Origin of the sequence: Tenacibaculum lutimaris (assembly GCF_003610735.1) — a bacterium.
Taxonomy (GTDB): domain Bacteria; phylum Bacteroidota; class Bacteroidia; order Flavobacteriales; family Flavobacteriaceae; genus Polaribacter; species Polaribacter lutimaris.
Genome location: NZ_RAQM01000010.1, coordinates 109,211 through 123,023, shown reverse-complemented (window position 1 = coordinate 123,023; position 13,813 = coordinate 109,211). Strand labels below are relative to the sequence as shown.

Here is a 13,813-nt window from a genome sequence, read left to right as displayed (position 1 = left end):
GTGGAAAGAGATTATACATTAGAATACAAATACGCCAAAGCAAAGAAAAAGGTAGAAAAAATAAAAGGGTTATACATTCATCTTATAGTAACCGTATTAATTATACCAGTTTTGATTTTTATAAACTTAAAGTTTGTACCCAGTTATCATTGGTTTTATTATCCAACTATAGGAATGCTTTTAGGTTTGTTTTTTCATTGGTTTGGTGTTTTCGGAATGGAAAAAATAGGTTTAGGTAAAGACTGGGAAGAAAAAAAGATAAACGAATATCTTAAAAAACAAGACTAGTATGAAAAGAGATTATTCAGAAGAACAAAAATATCTATTAGCTAAAAAGAGAGTAGATAAAATAAAAGGTTTTTATACTCATTTGTTGGTTTATGTAGCTGTAAATATCTTCATATCTATAGTAATTATTGTAGGTTTGATGAAAGATGACAATTATACTTTTGTTGAAGCAATTAGTAATTTTGGAGTGTATGCTACTTGGCTGTTTTGGGGAATAGGAATGGTTTTTCATTGGTTAGGAGTATTCGGAACAAAATCTTTCTTTAGTAAAGATTGGGAAGAACAAAAAATTCAAGAATATTTAGAAGAATTAAAAAAGAAAGAAAATGGAAGTTTTAAATAAAGAGGAAAAATACATAAAGGCTAAAGAAAGAGTAGAAGAAATAAAAAAGTTCTACAAGCATTTAGCGATTTATATACTAATAAACTTATTTTTTATTGGAAGGAGAATATATAAAGATATTGTTTACCGAGATGAATCCATATTAGATGCTTTCTTAGATGTAAATAATTATAATTTGTTCTTTTGGTGGGGAGTTGTAGTATTTATACACGGATTTAGTGTTTTGGGCAAAGACAAGCTATTTTCAAAAAAGTGGGAAGAGCGAAAAGTTAAAGAATATATGAATCAATAATTATTGAGAATAAAACTATGAATGTTATAATTATTGAAGACGAAAAGCCAGCAGCGAGAAGATTAAATAGAATGTTAGCAGAACTAAATATAGAGGTTCAGCAAATGTTGCACTCAGTAGAAGAGTCTATAGATTGGTTTCAGAATAATGAACACCCAGATTTAATTTTCTTAGATATCCAGCTTTCTGATGGATTATCATTTGAAATTTTTGAAGAAGTAACTATAAAATCAGCCATCATTTTTACAACGGCTTATGATGAGTATGCTTTAAAAGCATTCAAACTAAACTCAATTGATTATCTCTTAAAACCAATAGATGAAGATGAGTTAAAAGTTGCTGTAAATAAGTTTAAAGAACACCAACCTTTACAAAATAACATACAAGTTAATATAAATGACATTCGTAAATTATTGATAAATCCTGTAGATAGAAAATACAAAAAGCGATTTACAATAAAAATTGGGCAACATTTAAAAATCATAAATATTGAAGATATTGAGTGTTTTTATTCAGAAAATAAAGCAACTTATATTCATACGAATTCTAATAGAAGTTATTTAATAGATAACTCATTAGAGTACTGGCAAGAGCAGTTAGATCCTGAACAGTTTTTTAGAGTAAATAGAACTTTTGTAGTGCAAATAAATGCGATCAAAGATATTGTGTCTTATACAAACTCTCGCTTACAATTAAAACTAGAATCTTTTAACCATTCAGAAATAATTGTAAGCAGAGAGCGAGTAAAAGATTTTAAACATTTTATTGAGTAAGTATGGTTCTAAAGGAATCAATTTTATTTAGAGCTTCAGGATGAATGTTTTCTCCGTCTTCAGTTAACCAAGAGTGAATGCTTCCAAGGTAATTCATACCTAAATAATTAGCACTTTCAATAAAAGGCATTTCAAAACCGTTTTTAAGATCGTTATGACCAGAGTTGCTAATTACTGCCATGTTTTTACCTCTTAACAACCGTCCTAACTCTTTTTTATATTTTAACAAGTCAGACAAACGATCAAAAAATATCTTTAAAGTTGCACTCATAGTATACCAGTAAACAGGCGTTGCAAATACAATGGTATCATAGTTATTGATAACTTCTTCCATAACAGGAATAAAATCATCATTAGCATTGCTAAAGTCATATTCAAAAACACCAATATTTTTTGTTTTTAAATCAATAACATCAAAAGATTTGTTGTTGTTGAGGTAGTTAATAACTCTATTTGTATTTCCGTTACTTTTAGAGCTTGCTTGTATAATTACAGTTTTTTTCATTTTATAGATTTAGTCTGATGTTAAAACTCTAAAAATAATTAAGACGAAAGCGACGTTCTTAATTGTAAAAATTGATAATAACCAAGAGAAAATCAATGCTAGAAGTCTATATTTTTGTACTTTTATGCTAAAATTAAGAGAAAAAATGGATGTAAGCGCTTACAAGTTTGAAAAGGGAACAGTTTTAAAAGACTATGTTACAAAAGAGACAGACGAGGAAGCTAAAAAGAAATTAAAAAAATCGCGAAAAAAAATTAGTGAACTACAAGATACTATGTATGCAGAAGGTAAGTATAGTGTCTTAATTTGTTTACAAGGTATGGATACCGCAGGAAAAGATAGTTTAATACGTGAAGTTTTTAAAGATGTAAATGCGCGCGGAGTAGTGGTACACAGTTTTAAAGTACCAACAAATTTGGAATTAAAACACGATTTTTTATGGCGTCATTATATAGCATTACCGGCAAAAGGAAAAATAGGAGTTTTTAATCGTACACATTATGAGAATGTTTTGGTAACAAGAGTACATCCAGAATATGTGTTTGCCGAAAATATTCCGACAGTAAAAAGTTCAGAAGATTTAGATGATGCGTTTTACCATGAAAGAATGGAACATATTAATCAATTTGAAAAACATATTGCAGAAAACGGAACAATTATTTTAAAATTCTTTTTAAATGTATCTAAAGAAGAGCAAAAAAACAGATTATTACGACGTTTAGATATTCAAGAAAAAAACTGGAAATTTTCTGCTGGAGATTTAGAAGAAAGAAAACTATGGGATAATTATCAAGAGTGTTATGAAGATATGTTACAAAGAACATCAACCAATTATGCTCCCTGGTATGTAATACCTGCAGATGATAAACCAACAGCACGTTATATCGTAGCAAAAACTTTAGAAAAAGAATTAGAAAAGTATAATTTTAAAGAACCTACGTTACCCAAAAAAGTCTTAGATCAAATAGACGAATTTAAAAAGCAATTAAACAACGAATAATATATAAAAAGGCAATAAAAGAGTATTTAAAGTAAATAAAGTCATTGTCTTTTAACCCTTAATTAAAAAATGAATTTAAACTTAACTAAACCCATTGTATTTTTCGATTTAGAAACTACAGGAATCAACATAGCTAAAGACAGAGTAGTAGAAATATCAATTTTAAAAGTATTTCCAAACGGAAATAAAGAAAGTAAAACTTGGTTAGTAAACCCTGAAATAGAAATTCCAGCAGAGGCAACAGCCGTACATGGAATTACAAATGAAAAAGTGGTAACAGAACCAACATTTAAAGAGTTAGCAGATAAGATTAATGAAATGATAGCTGATGCTGATTTAGCAGGGTTCAATTCTAACCGATTTGATATTCCTCTATTAGCAGAAGAATTATTACGAGCTGGGATAGATTTCGATATGAACAATCGTAAAGCAGTTGATGTGCAAACTATTTTTCATAAAAAAGAACAGCGTACATTAAGTGCAGGGTATCAGTTTTATTGTGGGAAAGATTTAGAAGGAGCACACTCTGCAGAGGCAGATACGAATGCAACGTATGAAATTTTATTAGCTCAGGTTGATAAATATGAAGATTTAGAGAATACTGTAGAAGCATTAAGCGAGTTTTCTACTCACGGAAAAAGAGCAGATTTTGCAGGTTTTATTTTATTTAATGATGAAGACCAAGAAATCTTTTCTTTTGGGAAGTATAAAGGAAGAACAGTAGAAGAAGTATTAAAAGAAAATCCTGGATATAACGCATGGATTCAAAATGCTGATTTTCCATTATACACTAAAAAAGTATTACGAGAAATTAAAGAGCGAATGTCGGCATCGAAGAAAGAAACCATGACAGATGAGGAGAAATTACAGGCTTTACAACAAAAGTTTAATTTAAGGTAACCTTTAACATTTATTTTTAGTAATTATCTAAGTTGTTTTTTTAATTTAGATATAGTGAAATCAATACAAAAAAAATGTATACAGAATATAAAGAATTGCCCAAAAATTCAAGAGTTTGGGTATATCAATCAGATAGAGAGTTTACAACCGAAGAAATAGAATATATAACTGCAAAAGCGTTAGTTTTTATTGAAAATTGGACGCGACATGGAGATGATTTAAAAGGATCATTTACCATTAAATACAATCAATTTTTGGTTATTGCTGTTGATGAAAACTTCAACAATGTTTCAGGTTGTTCAATAGATGCTTCAGTACGTTTTATACAAGAGATAGAAAACGAGTTGAAGTTAGATTTAATGAATAAAATGAATGTTTCTTTTAAAGATGGAGACAATATCAATATTGTTAAACTTCCCGAATTTCAAAACTTTGCCAAATCACAAAAAATTACAGCAGAAACTGTAGTGTTTAACAATATGGTAAATACCAAAGAAGATTTTGAAACCAAATGGGAAGTACCAGCAAACCAAAGTTGGCACGCACGATTTTTGGTATAACTATTGACGTTGTTTAAGAAAGAAATATTTTAACCCCCGAAAGTTTAAAAGAAGTAAGGTACATGAAGAAAAAGGCGCTTACATTATTAGCATTCGTTTTTATACAAATAATTCAAGCACAGCAGGTAGATCCGTTGTTAGCAAAAGATTCAGATGCCCAAGGTGTTTGGGTAGACAGTATTATGAAAAACATGTCTGTAGATGAAAAAATAGGACAGTTGTTTATGATACAAGCATATTCCAATAAAGATAAAAAGCATGAAGATTTTATATCCAATATGGTTACAAAACACCATGTAGGAAATATTATTTTTATGCAAGGTACACCAGACAAGCAGGTTGTATTAAATAATAAATACCAAGAATTAGCAAAAGTGCCATTAATGGTTGGTTTTGATGGTGAATGGGGATTAGATATGCGTTTGAAAAACACCTATCGTTTTCCTTGGAATATGACTTTAGGTGCTATACAAGACACTTTATTGTTACAAGAAGTAGGAAAAAGAATTGGAGAACATTGTAAACGAGTAGGAATTCATATGAATTTTGCACCAGTGGTTGATGTTAACACCAATCCTGATAACCCTATCATAGGAAACCGTTCTTTTGGTGAAAGTAAAGAAAATGTAGCACAAAAAGCTATCGCATTTACTAAAGGAATGCAAGGAGCAGGGGTTTTGGCTAATGCAAAGCATTTTCCTGGACATGGTGATACCGAAGCAGATTCTCACCATACGCTACCAACGATTAATTTTAGCGAACAGCGACTAGATTCAATAGAATTATATCCTTTTAAGGAAGTATTTGCTAATGGAGTTGCTAGTGTTATGACTGCACACTTAAGTATTCCTGCTATTGAAACAAATCCAAAATTGCCATCATCATTATCAAAGAATGTTGTAACTGGTTTATTACAAGATAAATTAGGTTTTCAAGGACTTATTATTACAGATGGGTTAAACATGAAAGGGGCAGCGAATTATTCTACACCAGCAGAAATTGATTTAGCAGCAATTTTAGCAGGAAATGATATGTTGTTAATTCCTCAAGATGTTCCAGGGTCTATAAGCTTAATTAAAAAAGCGTTAGCGGAAGGGAAATTGACAGAAGAGCGTTTAAATCACTCTGTAAGAAAGATTTTAAAAGCAAAATATTTAGTTGGTTTAAATAATTACAAGCCGATTGCCACAGAAAATATATCAAAAGATTTAAACTCACCATACGATGAGGTGTTACACCGAAAATTAATAAAAAACTCAATAACGGTTTTAAGAAACCAAGAGAGTGTTTTACCAATCAAAAACCTTCAAGATAAAAAAATAGCTTATGTATCATTAGGTAATGATAGTGGTTCTGATTTTTATGAAATGCTTTCTAATTATACGAAGATTGATAAAATTTCTGAAACCCATTTGAGTGTTTTATTGCAAAAATTACAGAAGTATAATTTGGTAATTGTAGGAGTTCATAAATCAGATAAGAATCCTTGGAAAAGCTATAAGTTTTCAAATAAAGATTTAACTTGGGTACAAGAAATAGCAAGGAATCATAAAGTAGTTTTAGATGTTTTTGCAAGCCCTTATAGTTTACTTCAAGTACCTTCTTTTACAAATATTGAAGGTCTTGTCATGTCATATCAAAACAGCAAGTTATCTCAAGAGCTTTCAGCGCAAGCTCTTTTCGGAGCTTTTGAGTTGAAAGGGAAACTACCAGTATCTATAAAAAATGAGTTTAAAATTGGTCACGGACTTTTATTAGATGGTTTGGATGTTTTGCAGTACACAATTCCTGAAGAAGCTGGAGTTTCCTCAGAAAAATTATCAATTATTGACAAAAGAATAGATACTATTTTGCAGGAAAAAATGTCTCCCGGAGGTCAAATCTTAGTAGCTAAAAATGGTAAAGTGATTTACAATAAGAGTTTTGGATATCATACCTTATCAAAAGAAAGAGCAGTTAAAAATTCTGATTTATATGATTTGGCTTCACTTACTAAAATTTTGGCTTCATTACCAATGATAATGAAAGCCGAAGAAGAAAGAAAAATTAGTTTGTTTTCAAGTTTGGGAGATGTTTTACCAAGTTATAGTAAATCGAATAAAGACACATTGTTGTTAAAAGAAGTTCTATCTCATTATGGACGTTTACGTTCTTGGATTCCATTTTATTTACAAACAAAAGATAGTGTAACAGGAGAAAACTCTACTAAGTATTACAGAAAGAAACGTACTTCAAAGTTTAGTATAAAAGTGGCTAAAAATTTATACTTAGCTAAAGAGTACAAGGATTCTATTTATAAACAAATAGTAGATTCTGAGCAACGTAAAAGGCCTGGGTATAAATACAGCGATTTAGGGTATTATATTTTTAAAGAAATTTTAGAAAGAAAGTATAAAAAACCGTTAGATAAACTAGTAGATGAACAGTTTTATCAATCATTAGGAGCAAACAGGATGACGTTTTTGCCGTTAAACAAATTTGATAAAGACGAGATTGTTCCAACTGAGAGAGATAATTATTTTAGACATCAGTTGGTGCATGGTTATGTTCATGATATGGGAGCGGCTATGATTGGTGGAGTAGGAGGACATGCTGGACTGTTTGCAAACGCAAATGATGTAGCAAAGGTTATGCAAATGTTTTTGCAAGATGGTTCTTATGGAGGGAAAAAATACTTAGAGCCAGAGACAGTGCATAAATTTAATAAGCGTTATTACGAAAATAAAAAGGTACGTAGAGGGTTAGGTTTTGACAAACCACAGTTAAATCCTAACATAAAAGCAACCTGTGGTTGTGTTTCAGATGTAAGTTTTGGTCATAGTGGTTTTACAGGAACCTATACTTGGGCAGATCCTGCAACTGGTGTGGTATATGTCTTCTTGTCAAACAGAATATATCCTACTATGAGGAATTATGGTTTAGTTAAGAGTAATATTCGAACTAAAATTCAACAAGACATTCAAGATGCTATTCTGATGGCGGGTGAGTAGGTGATAGTTTTGTGTAAAGTAGTATGAGAAATAGTGAAGAGAAAAAGTATGCTAAACCAAATTTCCAACCCCAAAAAGAGCTTACTATCAAGCTTTGAATACAATAAAAGAAAGGAAAAAGAATTACGTTTAAGCCAAAGCGAAAAGTATCAATAAATTCAATTTCGTTTATTTTTTTGCTTACAAGTTTCCAGATAGTGAAAGGAATAATACTATTTAAAATAATAAGATAAAATAAAGAGAGAGTGTAGTTTTTACTACGCTTTTTTTCTGTTATAGTAAGTCTATTGTTTATTGCTGCATTTACAGTATTTACATCCGTAAAATCCGTTTGTTTTTTGTTAAGAAAAGTCAGAGTTTCTTCGTACTCTTCATTAAAAGGAATGTGTACGCTTAATTCTTTTAATTGTTTTGAAACAAGTTCTTTAAGTGTTTTAACAGATTGATTAATGTCTTGCTGATTGTAAAAATTATTAGCTAAAATAGGAGAACCAAAATGTATTGAAACTTTAGAAGGATAACTAGATACATTTTGATAGGTAATTCCTATTGGAATGATAAGAACATCTGTGTTAGGATACTCATCTAAAGTTCTAAAAAGAATTCTAGTAAACCCTTTACTTAAAGGTCTAACAGTTCTGGCTTTACTATGGGTTCCTTCGGGAAATATTAATAAAGCTTTATTGTTTTTTAAAAGGTTTTGGCATTTGTTAAAAATTTCTTCATTTTTAGATAGTTGTTGTATCCCATCTCTAATACGGTAAACAGGCATCATTCCAAGTAAATTGAAAAACTTAGCAATGATAGGGTTATTAAAAACAGAGGCACGTACTAAAAAATGTGTTTTTCTTTTTATATGTGTGGCTATAAAAAGAGGATCAACCAATCCATTAGGGTGATTAGCAGTAAATAGAATAGCACCTTTTTTAGGAATATTTTCGTTTCCTGATACTTTTATTTTTTTTGTATAAAAGAATAAGCCAGATTTAACAAATGCTTTAAAAAAGTAGTATACTAAAGTTTCCATTTCTATTTTTTTCTTCCCCAGTAAGTAGCTAATATCATTCCTGAAAAAATATCCCAAACACCCCAAAAAGCTGCTAATAAAGCCATACCACCTAAACCATCAAAAAAACTAAAGATAAGTAGTAGGCCTAATCCACCATTTTGAATACCTGTTTCCATTGAAATTGTTTTACAGTCTTTGTTATTTAGCCTAAAAGATTTTGCAGTAACATAGCCTATTACAAAAGCGTAAATGTTATGAAATATGACTAAAAACAAAACTAAATGAATATAGTTTTTAAAAATTTCAGCATTGTCATACAAAGCAATAACGATTAGTAAAATAAAGAAGAAAATAGAAAAAGGACGCAATAGTTTGTTTATTTTTTTTGCCATTTCATGGTGATAATGGTTTACAAGCATCCCTAGAATTATAGGAACCCCTAATATTAACAAAACAAGTTTAAATAGCTCAAAAGGGTTTAAAGAAACGCTTTTTAAAATAATATTAGTTGGTTCATACAAGCTTCCCCATAGTTGTAAGTTTAAAGGAGTCATAACTAAACATATTATAGTGGCAAAAGCAGTTAAACTAACAGATAACGCGGCATTTCCTTTTGCCATTTTACTAAAAAAGTTAGATACATTTCCACCAGGGCAAGCAGCAATCATCATCATTCCTAAAGCAAAACTAGGATAAGGTTTAATGATGTATATTAATATAAAGGTTAAAAATGGAAGTAAAATAAATTGAGATAATAATCCTACAAACAATATTTTAGGGTTATTAATAAGCCTTTTAAAGTCCTCAATTTTTATATCTAAAGCTATACCAAACATAATTATAGCAAGTGCTATATTAAGCATCCATAAAGCTTCAGTATCAAAATTAATTTTTATGTCATCTATTTGTAGGGGGTTAATTTTTAAAAGCATATTCAATTATATTAGCTCCCATTTTAAGAGCTTTTTCTCTTATCTCTTTTGGGTCATTATGTACTTCTTGATCTTCCCATCCGTCGCTTAAATCACTTTCATAATCGTAAAATAAAATTAATCTACCTTCATATAAGAGTCCAAAACCTTGAGGAGGCTTTCTGTCATGTTCATGAATTTTAGGTAATCCGTTTGGGAAAGAGAATGTTTGATGATAAATAGAATGATTTTTAGGGATTTCTTGTAGTGTTAATTCAGGAAATACTTTTTTTAATTCTCTTCTAATGTATGAATCCAATCCATAATTATCTGAAATATGTAAGAAACCTCCAGAAATTAGATAATCTCTTAACATTGTAATTTCATCACTTGTAAAATAAATATTACCATGACCAGTAATGAAAACTATAGGGTAATTAAAAATTTGTTCATCATCTAATGTTACGGTTTCAATATCTTTTTCGATTGAGGTTTTTGTATTAAGGTTAGTAAAGTTGATGAGGCTTGGTAAAGCAGTAGGGTTAGCATACCAATCACCTCCACCATTATATTTTAAAATTGCAATTTGTTGAGAGAAAATACTTGTAAAGAAAAGAAGGAAATAAAATGTAATAATGTTTCTCATAAATTAAGTATTGCTTAACAGAAGCAATATAATAAAACAGTAATAAAAAACACCAACAACTCAGTTGTTGATGTTTTTAATTTCCCCTTAAATGTAAATCATACTTTTTAATTTGAAAAGTCCCCACTTTTTCAAAAAGTAATTAATTTACGTTGCGAAAATATAAAAGATTAAAAATAACAAGTACAATAACATCTGATTGGATGTTTTAAAACTTACTTTTTATAAAAAGCATATTGTAAAAAATGAAAAACTTCGAAGTTTTTAAAATGTTCTTAGTATATAAAAAATAAAAAACACCAATATTGAATATTGGTGTTTTTAAAGTTATAGCTCTCCCTTTTTCGTATTGAGACTGAGTAGTTCTCAATAATTTTTTAGAAATCTTAATTATAAATTGAAAACCCCTTCAACTATTTTCAATTACTAATTTTTTAATTTCACTATGTAAATATAAAATATAGATTAAAGAAGTGAGTTCGAAAACATCCAGTTTGGGTGTTTTGGACTGTCTTTTTATAAAAAGAGACTAAAAATTAACTGTTAAGAGTAACTAATGATAAGTTTTTAAACTCTACAGGGGTGTGTCCTGTATGTTTTTTAAAAACGGTATAAAAAGTAGATTTAGAATTAAAACCAGATTCTAAACCAATAGAAGTAATTGTATAATCTGAATATTCTGAATCAAGTAATAATGTTTTTGCCAAATCAATTCTCATTTCATTTAAGTAATCAGTAAAAGATTTTTTGGCTACGTTATTAATAATCAAAGAGAGAGTACTAGAGCTTAATTCTGTGTCTTTAGCTAAATCTTGAAGCGTATACTTCGTAGATAAATATTTCTTTTTTGATTTGATAAAATCATCAATTTCTTGAAATTGTTCTTTTTGGCGTTCAGCTTGACTTTTAGAAGGATTTTTTTCAGTATCTACTTTTATAGTATCTACACTAAAATTTCCGTTTAAATCAATCAATAGAGATTTTCTAATAATTTCTCTTTCTTTAAGGATTCTAATTTGTTTAAAACCTTGGTAACCTAACCAGTAGATTAAAACAGTTGTAAATACTCTTAAAGGATAATAGGAAAATAAAAAATCGCTAAAGTTTAAGCTTATTTTTACAACAAGAGCAAGAATCCAAAGAAGGTATCCTACTGAAGAAAGAATAAAGAAAGTATAAAGCCATTTTAGATTGTCAAAAGATAAAATTTTAGGGAATAAGTTTTCTTTCTTGTACAAAATATACATTGAATAGATGAAAAAGCTTAAGGATGTAAGCATGCTAAAAAATTCTTCAAGAGAAGAGTATCTTTCATAAATATAGTCTAATCTTTCTTGTGAAGCAGTGTCACTGTAGTATACAACAAAACTTATTTGAGCAATTACCATTAGGATAAATGCAGGAATAGCAAATTTTAAAACATTAAAAGATTTTTGAGGTAAATCTAAATAATGAACTAAAAACATGTATAAAAAAGGCATAGCTAAAAAATGCCAAGAAAACTGCATGTACTCTAAAGCAAATTTATTTTGAAGTAAACCTCTTTCTAAAGCCCAAGATTGAAGATTATTTATAGAAATAACTAAAATTAATAGGTTTAAGTATACCATACTTTTTTCTCTTCCATTTTTAGAAGAGAATAATACCACGCTAAAGGCAAAACCATGTAAGGCACTTACTAATAAAAAAAGATTAAATAAATACTCTATTGTCACAACCTATATTTTTAACAAAAAGTTAAATATACAAAAAATGAATTATTGATGTAGGTATGCAATACTTTGAACTACGTTTAGACCAGCTGTTTCTGTTCTTAGTCTATTTTCTCCTAACGAAATGGGAGTAAAATTTTTAGTCAAGGACTGTTGAATTTCTTTTGATGAAAAATCTCCTTCAGGGCCAATAAGAATAGTGTAAGAATCGTTAGGTGTAGCGATATTTTTTAAAACTTTTTTTTCAATATTTTCTTCACAATGAGCAATAAACGTTTCACCGGAAAAGTCTTGATCAATAAAATCAGAAAATTTTATAGGTTCATTAAGTTTTGGTAAAGTGAATTGTAAAGACTGTTTCATAGCAGCTTGTACAATTCTTAAAAATCGTTCTGTTTTTACAACTTTTCTTTCTGAGTTTTCACAGATAATTGGTGTGATTTCATCAATACCTATTTCGGTAGCTTTTTCTAAAAACCACTCAAAACGATCGTTGTTTTTTGTTGGAGCTATGGCTACGTGTAAATAATAATCACGGGTTCGTGGTTTTTCTTCTGATTTTATAATTGAGGCAATACATTTTTTATCATTCCCCAATATAATTTCCGCAGAAAATAAAAAACCTTTTCCATTAGTAATATGTAATACATCTCCTTCTTTTTTACGTAAAACTCTAATGATATGACGACTTTCGTCTTTGTCAAAAGTAATTTCTTTTGAAGTAGGTCCTAAATCAGGATTGTAAAATAGTTGCATTATAAATCGAGTTTATAGGTTCTTCTACGTTTGTGAATTTTAGGATCAAAAGCTTTCCAAATTTGATGAATAGCATGGTTGTCCTCTAATTCAGGAGTTCTAATACAGTTTTCAATACCTTTAGCTAAAAATGCAGCGTGAAATTGCTCAAAAATAACGGCAGTTACTCCTTTGTTTTGGTATTCAGGATCTACACCAATTAAATAAAAGGTAACGTCTTTTGAATTTTTTCTAGCGTTTAATAGATGAAAAAGACCAAAAGGAAATAGTTTTCCGTTTGCTTTTTGTAAAGCTTTGGAAAAAGAAGGCATAACAATAGCAAAAGCAACAAGCTTATGGTTTTCATCAACGACAAATTTTATGTATTCAGGATTGATAAAACTTATGTACTTCTTTTTAAAATAATCTATTTGAGCATCCGATATAGGTACGTATGTTGATAGCTTTGAGTATGTTTTACTAAACAACTCAAACATTTCATCAACATAAGGCATAATTTTATCTGTTGAAGTAAAATTCAAAGGAGTTAAGTTATACCTTTTTTGAATTATATTACTCGCCTTTCCATATTTTTTTATATCAACATTACTAAAAGAAAAGTTACTTTCTATGTATTCTTTTTCTTTTTTAAATCCTAATAGTTCTAGATGCTTAGCGTAGTAAGGATGATTATACCAAGTAATCATAGTGCCTATATGATCAAAACCTTCAACAAGAACACCAGTTTTGTCTAAGTTGTTAAAACCAACAGGTCCTTCGATGTATTCTAACTCGTTTTCTTTACCTATTTCAGCAACTTTATCTAACAAAGCTTTAGTTACTTCGATATCATCGATTACATCAAACCAACCAAAACGCATTTTCTTTATGTTTTGATGTGTAGTTTCATAAGTATTGATGATTGCCACAATTCGGCCAACAATTTCATTGTTTTTATAAGCTAAGAAAAAACGAGCTTTCGCATGCTCAAAAACAGGGTTTTTATCCTTGTCAAAACTTTCAATTTCATCATTAATGATAGGAGGAACCCAATACTTATTGTCTTTATAAAGAGAAAAAGGAAACTTAACAAATTGTTTCATTTCCTTTTTAGTTGTTATTTCTTTAATTTGAATCATAGGTCAAATG

General features: G+C 29.4%; 15 protein-coding genes. 8 read left to right on the top strand and 7 right to left on the bottom strand.

Annotated elements, in window-relative coordinates; genetic code table 11:
• From C8N26_RS10850 to C8N26_RS10835, 4 genes are read left to right on the top strand one after another with little or no spacing between them, the layout of a single operon-like run.
• Positions 1-288 carry a 2TM domain-containing protein gene (locus C8N26_RS10850; protein WP_120187307.1) on the top strand — a complete coding sequence of 96 codons (288 nt, stop codon included), beginning with the start codon at positions 1-3 and terminating at the stop codon, positions 286-288.
• Between the two features lies 1 nt (position 289).
• The gene (locus C8N26_RS10845) at positions 290-631 is read left to right on the top strand and encodes a 2TM domain-containing protein (protein ID WP_028892636.1); all 342 of its coding nucleotides are present in this window, start codon (positions 290-292) and stop codon (positions 629-631) included.
• Positions 615-923, top strand: coding sequence for a 2TM domain-containing protein (locus tag C8N26_RS10840; protein WP_120187306.1), 309 nt, complete (start codon positions 615-617; stop codon positions 921-923). The genes C8N26_RS10845 and C8N26_RS10840 overlap by 17 nt, the downstream gene beginning before the upstream one ends.
• 17 nt (positions 924-940) lie before the next feature.
• On the top strand, positions 941-1,696 hold the full coding sequence (locus tag C8N26_RS10835; RefSeq protein ID WP_028892634.1) for a LytR/AlgR family response regulator transcription factor: 756 nt from the start codon (positions 941-943) through the stop codon (positions 1,694-1,696).
• On the opposite strand, the gene C8N26_RS10830 is transcribed toward C8N26_RS10835, so the two are convergent.
• A complete protein-coding gene (locus tag C8N26_RS10830) occupies positions 1,686-2,201 on the bottom strand; it encodes a flavodoxin family protein (RefSeq protein ID WP_120187305.1) in 516 nt (171 codons plus the stop codon). The two genes, C8N26_RS10835 and C8N26_RS10830, sit on opposite strands and share 11 nt — an antisense overlap.
• A 124-nt stretch (positions 2,202-2,325) precedes the next feature.
• Between C8N26_RS10830 and C8N26_RS10825 the strand changes: the two genes are divergently transcribed.
• The 4 genes from C8N26_RS10825 to C8N26_RS10810 all read left to right on the top strand — a co-directional run bounded on the left by C8N26_RS10825 (position 2,326) and on the right by C8N26_RS10810 (position 7,651).
• A complete protein-coding gene (locus tag C8N26_RS10825) occupies positions 2,326-3,201 on the top strand; it encodes a PPK2 family polyphosphate kinase (protein WP_245962558.1) in 876 nt (291 codons plus the stop codon).
• A gap of 69 nt (positions 3,202-3,270) precedes the next feature.
• Positions 3,271-4,101 (top strand): 3'-5' exonuclease, encoded by an 831-nt coding sequence (locus C8N26_RS10820; protein ID WP_120187304.1) that lies wholly within the window; start codon positions 3,271-3,273, stop codon positions 4,099-4,101.
• Between the two features lie 74 nt (positions 4,102-4,175).
• The gene (locus tag C8N26_RS10815; protein WP_120187303.1) at positions 4,176-4,661 is read left to right on the top strand and encodes an ABC transporter ATPase; all 486 of its coding nucleotides are present in this window, start codon (positions 4,176-4,178) and stop codon (positions 4,659-4,661) included.
• Between the two features lie 62 nt (positions 4,662-4,723).
• Positions 4,724-7,651, top strand: a complete 2,928-nt coding sequence (locus C8N26_RS10810) for a glycoside hydrolase family 3 N-terminal domain-containing protein (RefSeq protein ID WP_120187302.1) — start codon at positions 4,724-4,726, stop codon at positions 7,649-7,651.
• On the opposite strand, the gene C8N26_RS10805 is transcribed toward C8N26_RS10810, so the two are convergent.
• From C8N26_RS10805 to C8N26_RS10780, 6 genes are all read right to left on the bottom strand, one after another.
• Positions 7,629-8,678: a lysophospholipid acyltransferase family protein gene (locus tag C8N26_RS10805; RefSeq protein ID WP_120187301.1), complete on the bottom strand. Its 1,050-nt coding sequence runs from the start codon at positions 8,676-8,678 to the stop codon at positions 7,629-7,631. The two genes, C8N26_RS10810 and C8N26_RS10805, sit on opposite strands and share 23 nt — an antisense overlap.
• Before the next feature lie 2 nt (positions 8,679-8,680).
• Complete coding sequence (locus tag C8N26_RS10800) at positions 8,681-9,592, bottom strand: bile acid:sodium symporter family protein (protein ID WP_120187300.1); 912 nt, start codon at positions 9,590-9,592, stop codon at positions 8,681-8,683.
• Positions 9,576-10,217: a DUF4159 domain-containing protein gene (locus tag C8N26_RS10795; protein ID WP_120187299.1), complete on the bottom strand. Its 642-nt coding sequence runs from the start codon at positions 10,215-10,217 to the stop codon at positions 9,576-9,578. The genes C8N26_RS10800 and C8N26_RS10795 overlap by 17 nt, the downstream gene beginning before the upstream one ends.
• Positions 10,218-10,753: 536 nt before the next feature.
• Positions 10,754-11,932 (bottom strand): helix-turn-helix domain-containing protein, encoded by a 1,179-nt coding sequence (locus C8N26_RS10790; RefSeq protein WP_120187298.1) that lies wholly within the window; start codon positions 11,930-11,932, stop codon positions 10,754-10,756.
• Positions 11,933-11,974: 42 nt separating this feature from the next.
• Complete coding sequence (locus C8N26_RS10785; RefSeq protein WP_120187297.1) at positions 11,975-12,685, bottom strand: 16S rRNA (uracil(1498)-N(3))-methyltransferase; 711 nt, start codon at positions 12,683-12,685, stop codon at positions 11,975-11,977.
• Positions 12,685-13,803, bottom strand: coding sequence for a GTP cyclohydrolase (locus C8N26_RS10780; RefSeq protein WP_120187296.1), 1,119 nt, complete (start codon positions 13,801-13,803; stop codon positions 12,685-12,687). Before C8N26_RS10780 ends, C8N26_RS10785 begins: the two co-directional genes overlap by 1 nt.
• Positions 13,804-13,813: the final 10 nt, after the last annotated feature.

Excerpts from the sequence above, each read along its gene's own strand:
- C8N26_RS10825 (WP_245962558.1), top strand. The coding sequence starts at position 2,326 with ATGCTAAAATTAAGAGAAAAAATGGATGTAAGCGCTTACAAGTTTGAA.
- C8N26_RS10840 (WP_120187306.1), top strand. The coding sequence starts at position 615 with ATGGAAGTTTTAAATAAAGAGGAAAAATACATAAAGGCTAAAGAAAGA.
- C8N26_RS10815 (WP_120187303.1), top strand. The coding sequence starts at position 4,176 with ATGTATACAGAATATAAAGAATTGCCCAAAAATTCAAGAGTTTGGGTA.
- C8N26_RS10785 (WP_120187297.1), bottom strand. The coding sequence starts at position 12,685 with ATGCAACTATTTTACAATCCTGATTTAGGACCTACTTCAAAAGAAATT.
- C8N26_RS10830 (WP_120187305.1), bottom strand. The coding sequence starts at position 2,201 with ATGAAAAAAACTGTAATTATACAAGCAAGCTCTAAAAGTAACGGAAAT.
- C8N26_RS10805 (WP_120187301.1), bottom strand. The coding sequence starts at position 8,678 with ATGGAAACTTTAGTATACTACTTTTTTAAAGCATTTGTTAAATCTGGC.
- C8N26_RS10795 (WP_120187299.1), bottom strand. The coding sequence starts at position 10,217 with ATGAGAAACATTATTACATTTTATTTCCTTCTTTTCTTTACAAGTATT.
- C8N26_RS10810 (WP_120187302.1), top strand. The coding sequence starts at position 4,724 with ATGAAGAAAAAGGCGCTTACATTATTAGCATTCGTTTTTATACAAATA.
- C8N26_RS10780 (WP_120187296.1), bottom strand. The coding sequence starts at position 13,803 with ATGATTCAAATTAAAGAAATAACAACTAAAAAGGAAATGAAACAATTT.
- C8N26_RS10800 (WP_120187300.1), bottom strand. The coding sequence starts at position 9,592 with ATGCTTTTAAAAATTAACCCCCTACAAATAGATGACATAAAAATTAAT.
- C8N26_RS10820 (WP_120187304.1), top strand. The coding sequence starts at position 3,271 with ATGAATTTAAACTTAACTAAACCCATTGTATTTTTCGATTTAGAAACT.
- C8N26_RS10845 (WP_028892636.1), top strand. The coding sequence starts at position 290 with ATGAAAAGAGATTATTCAGAAGAACAAAAATATCTATTAGCTAAAAAG.
- C8N26_RS10835 (WP_028892634.1), top strand. The coding sequence starts at position 941 with ATGAATGTTATAATTATTGAAGACGAAAAGCCAGCAGCGAGAAGATTA.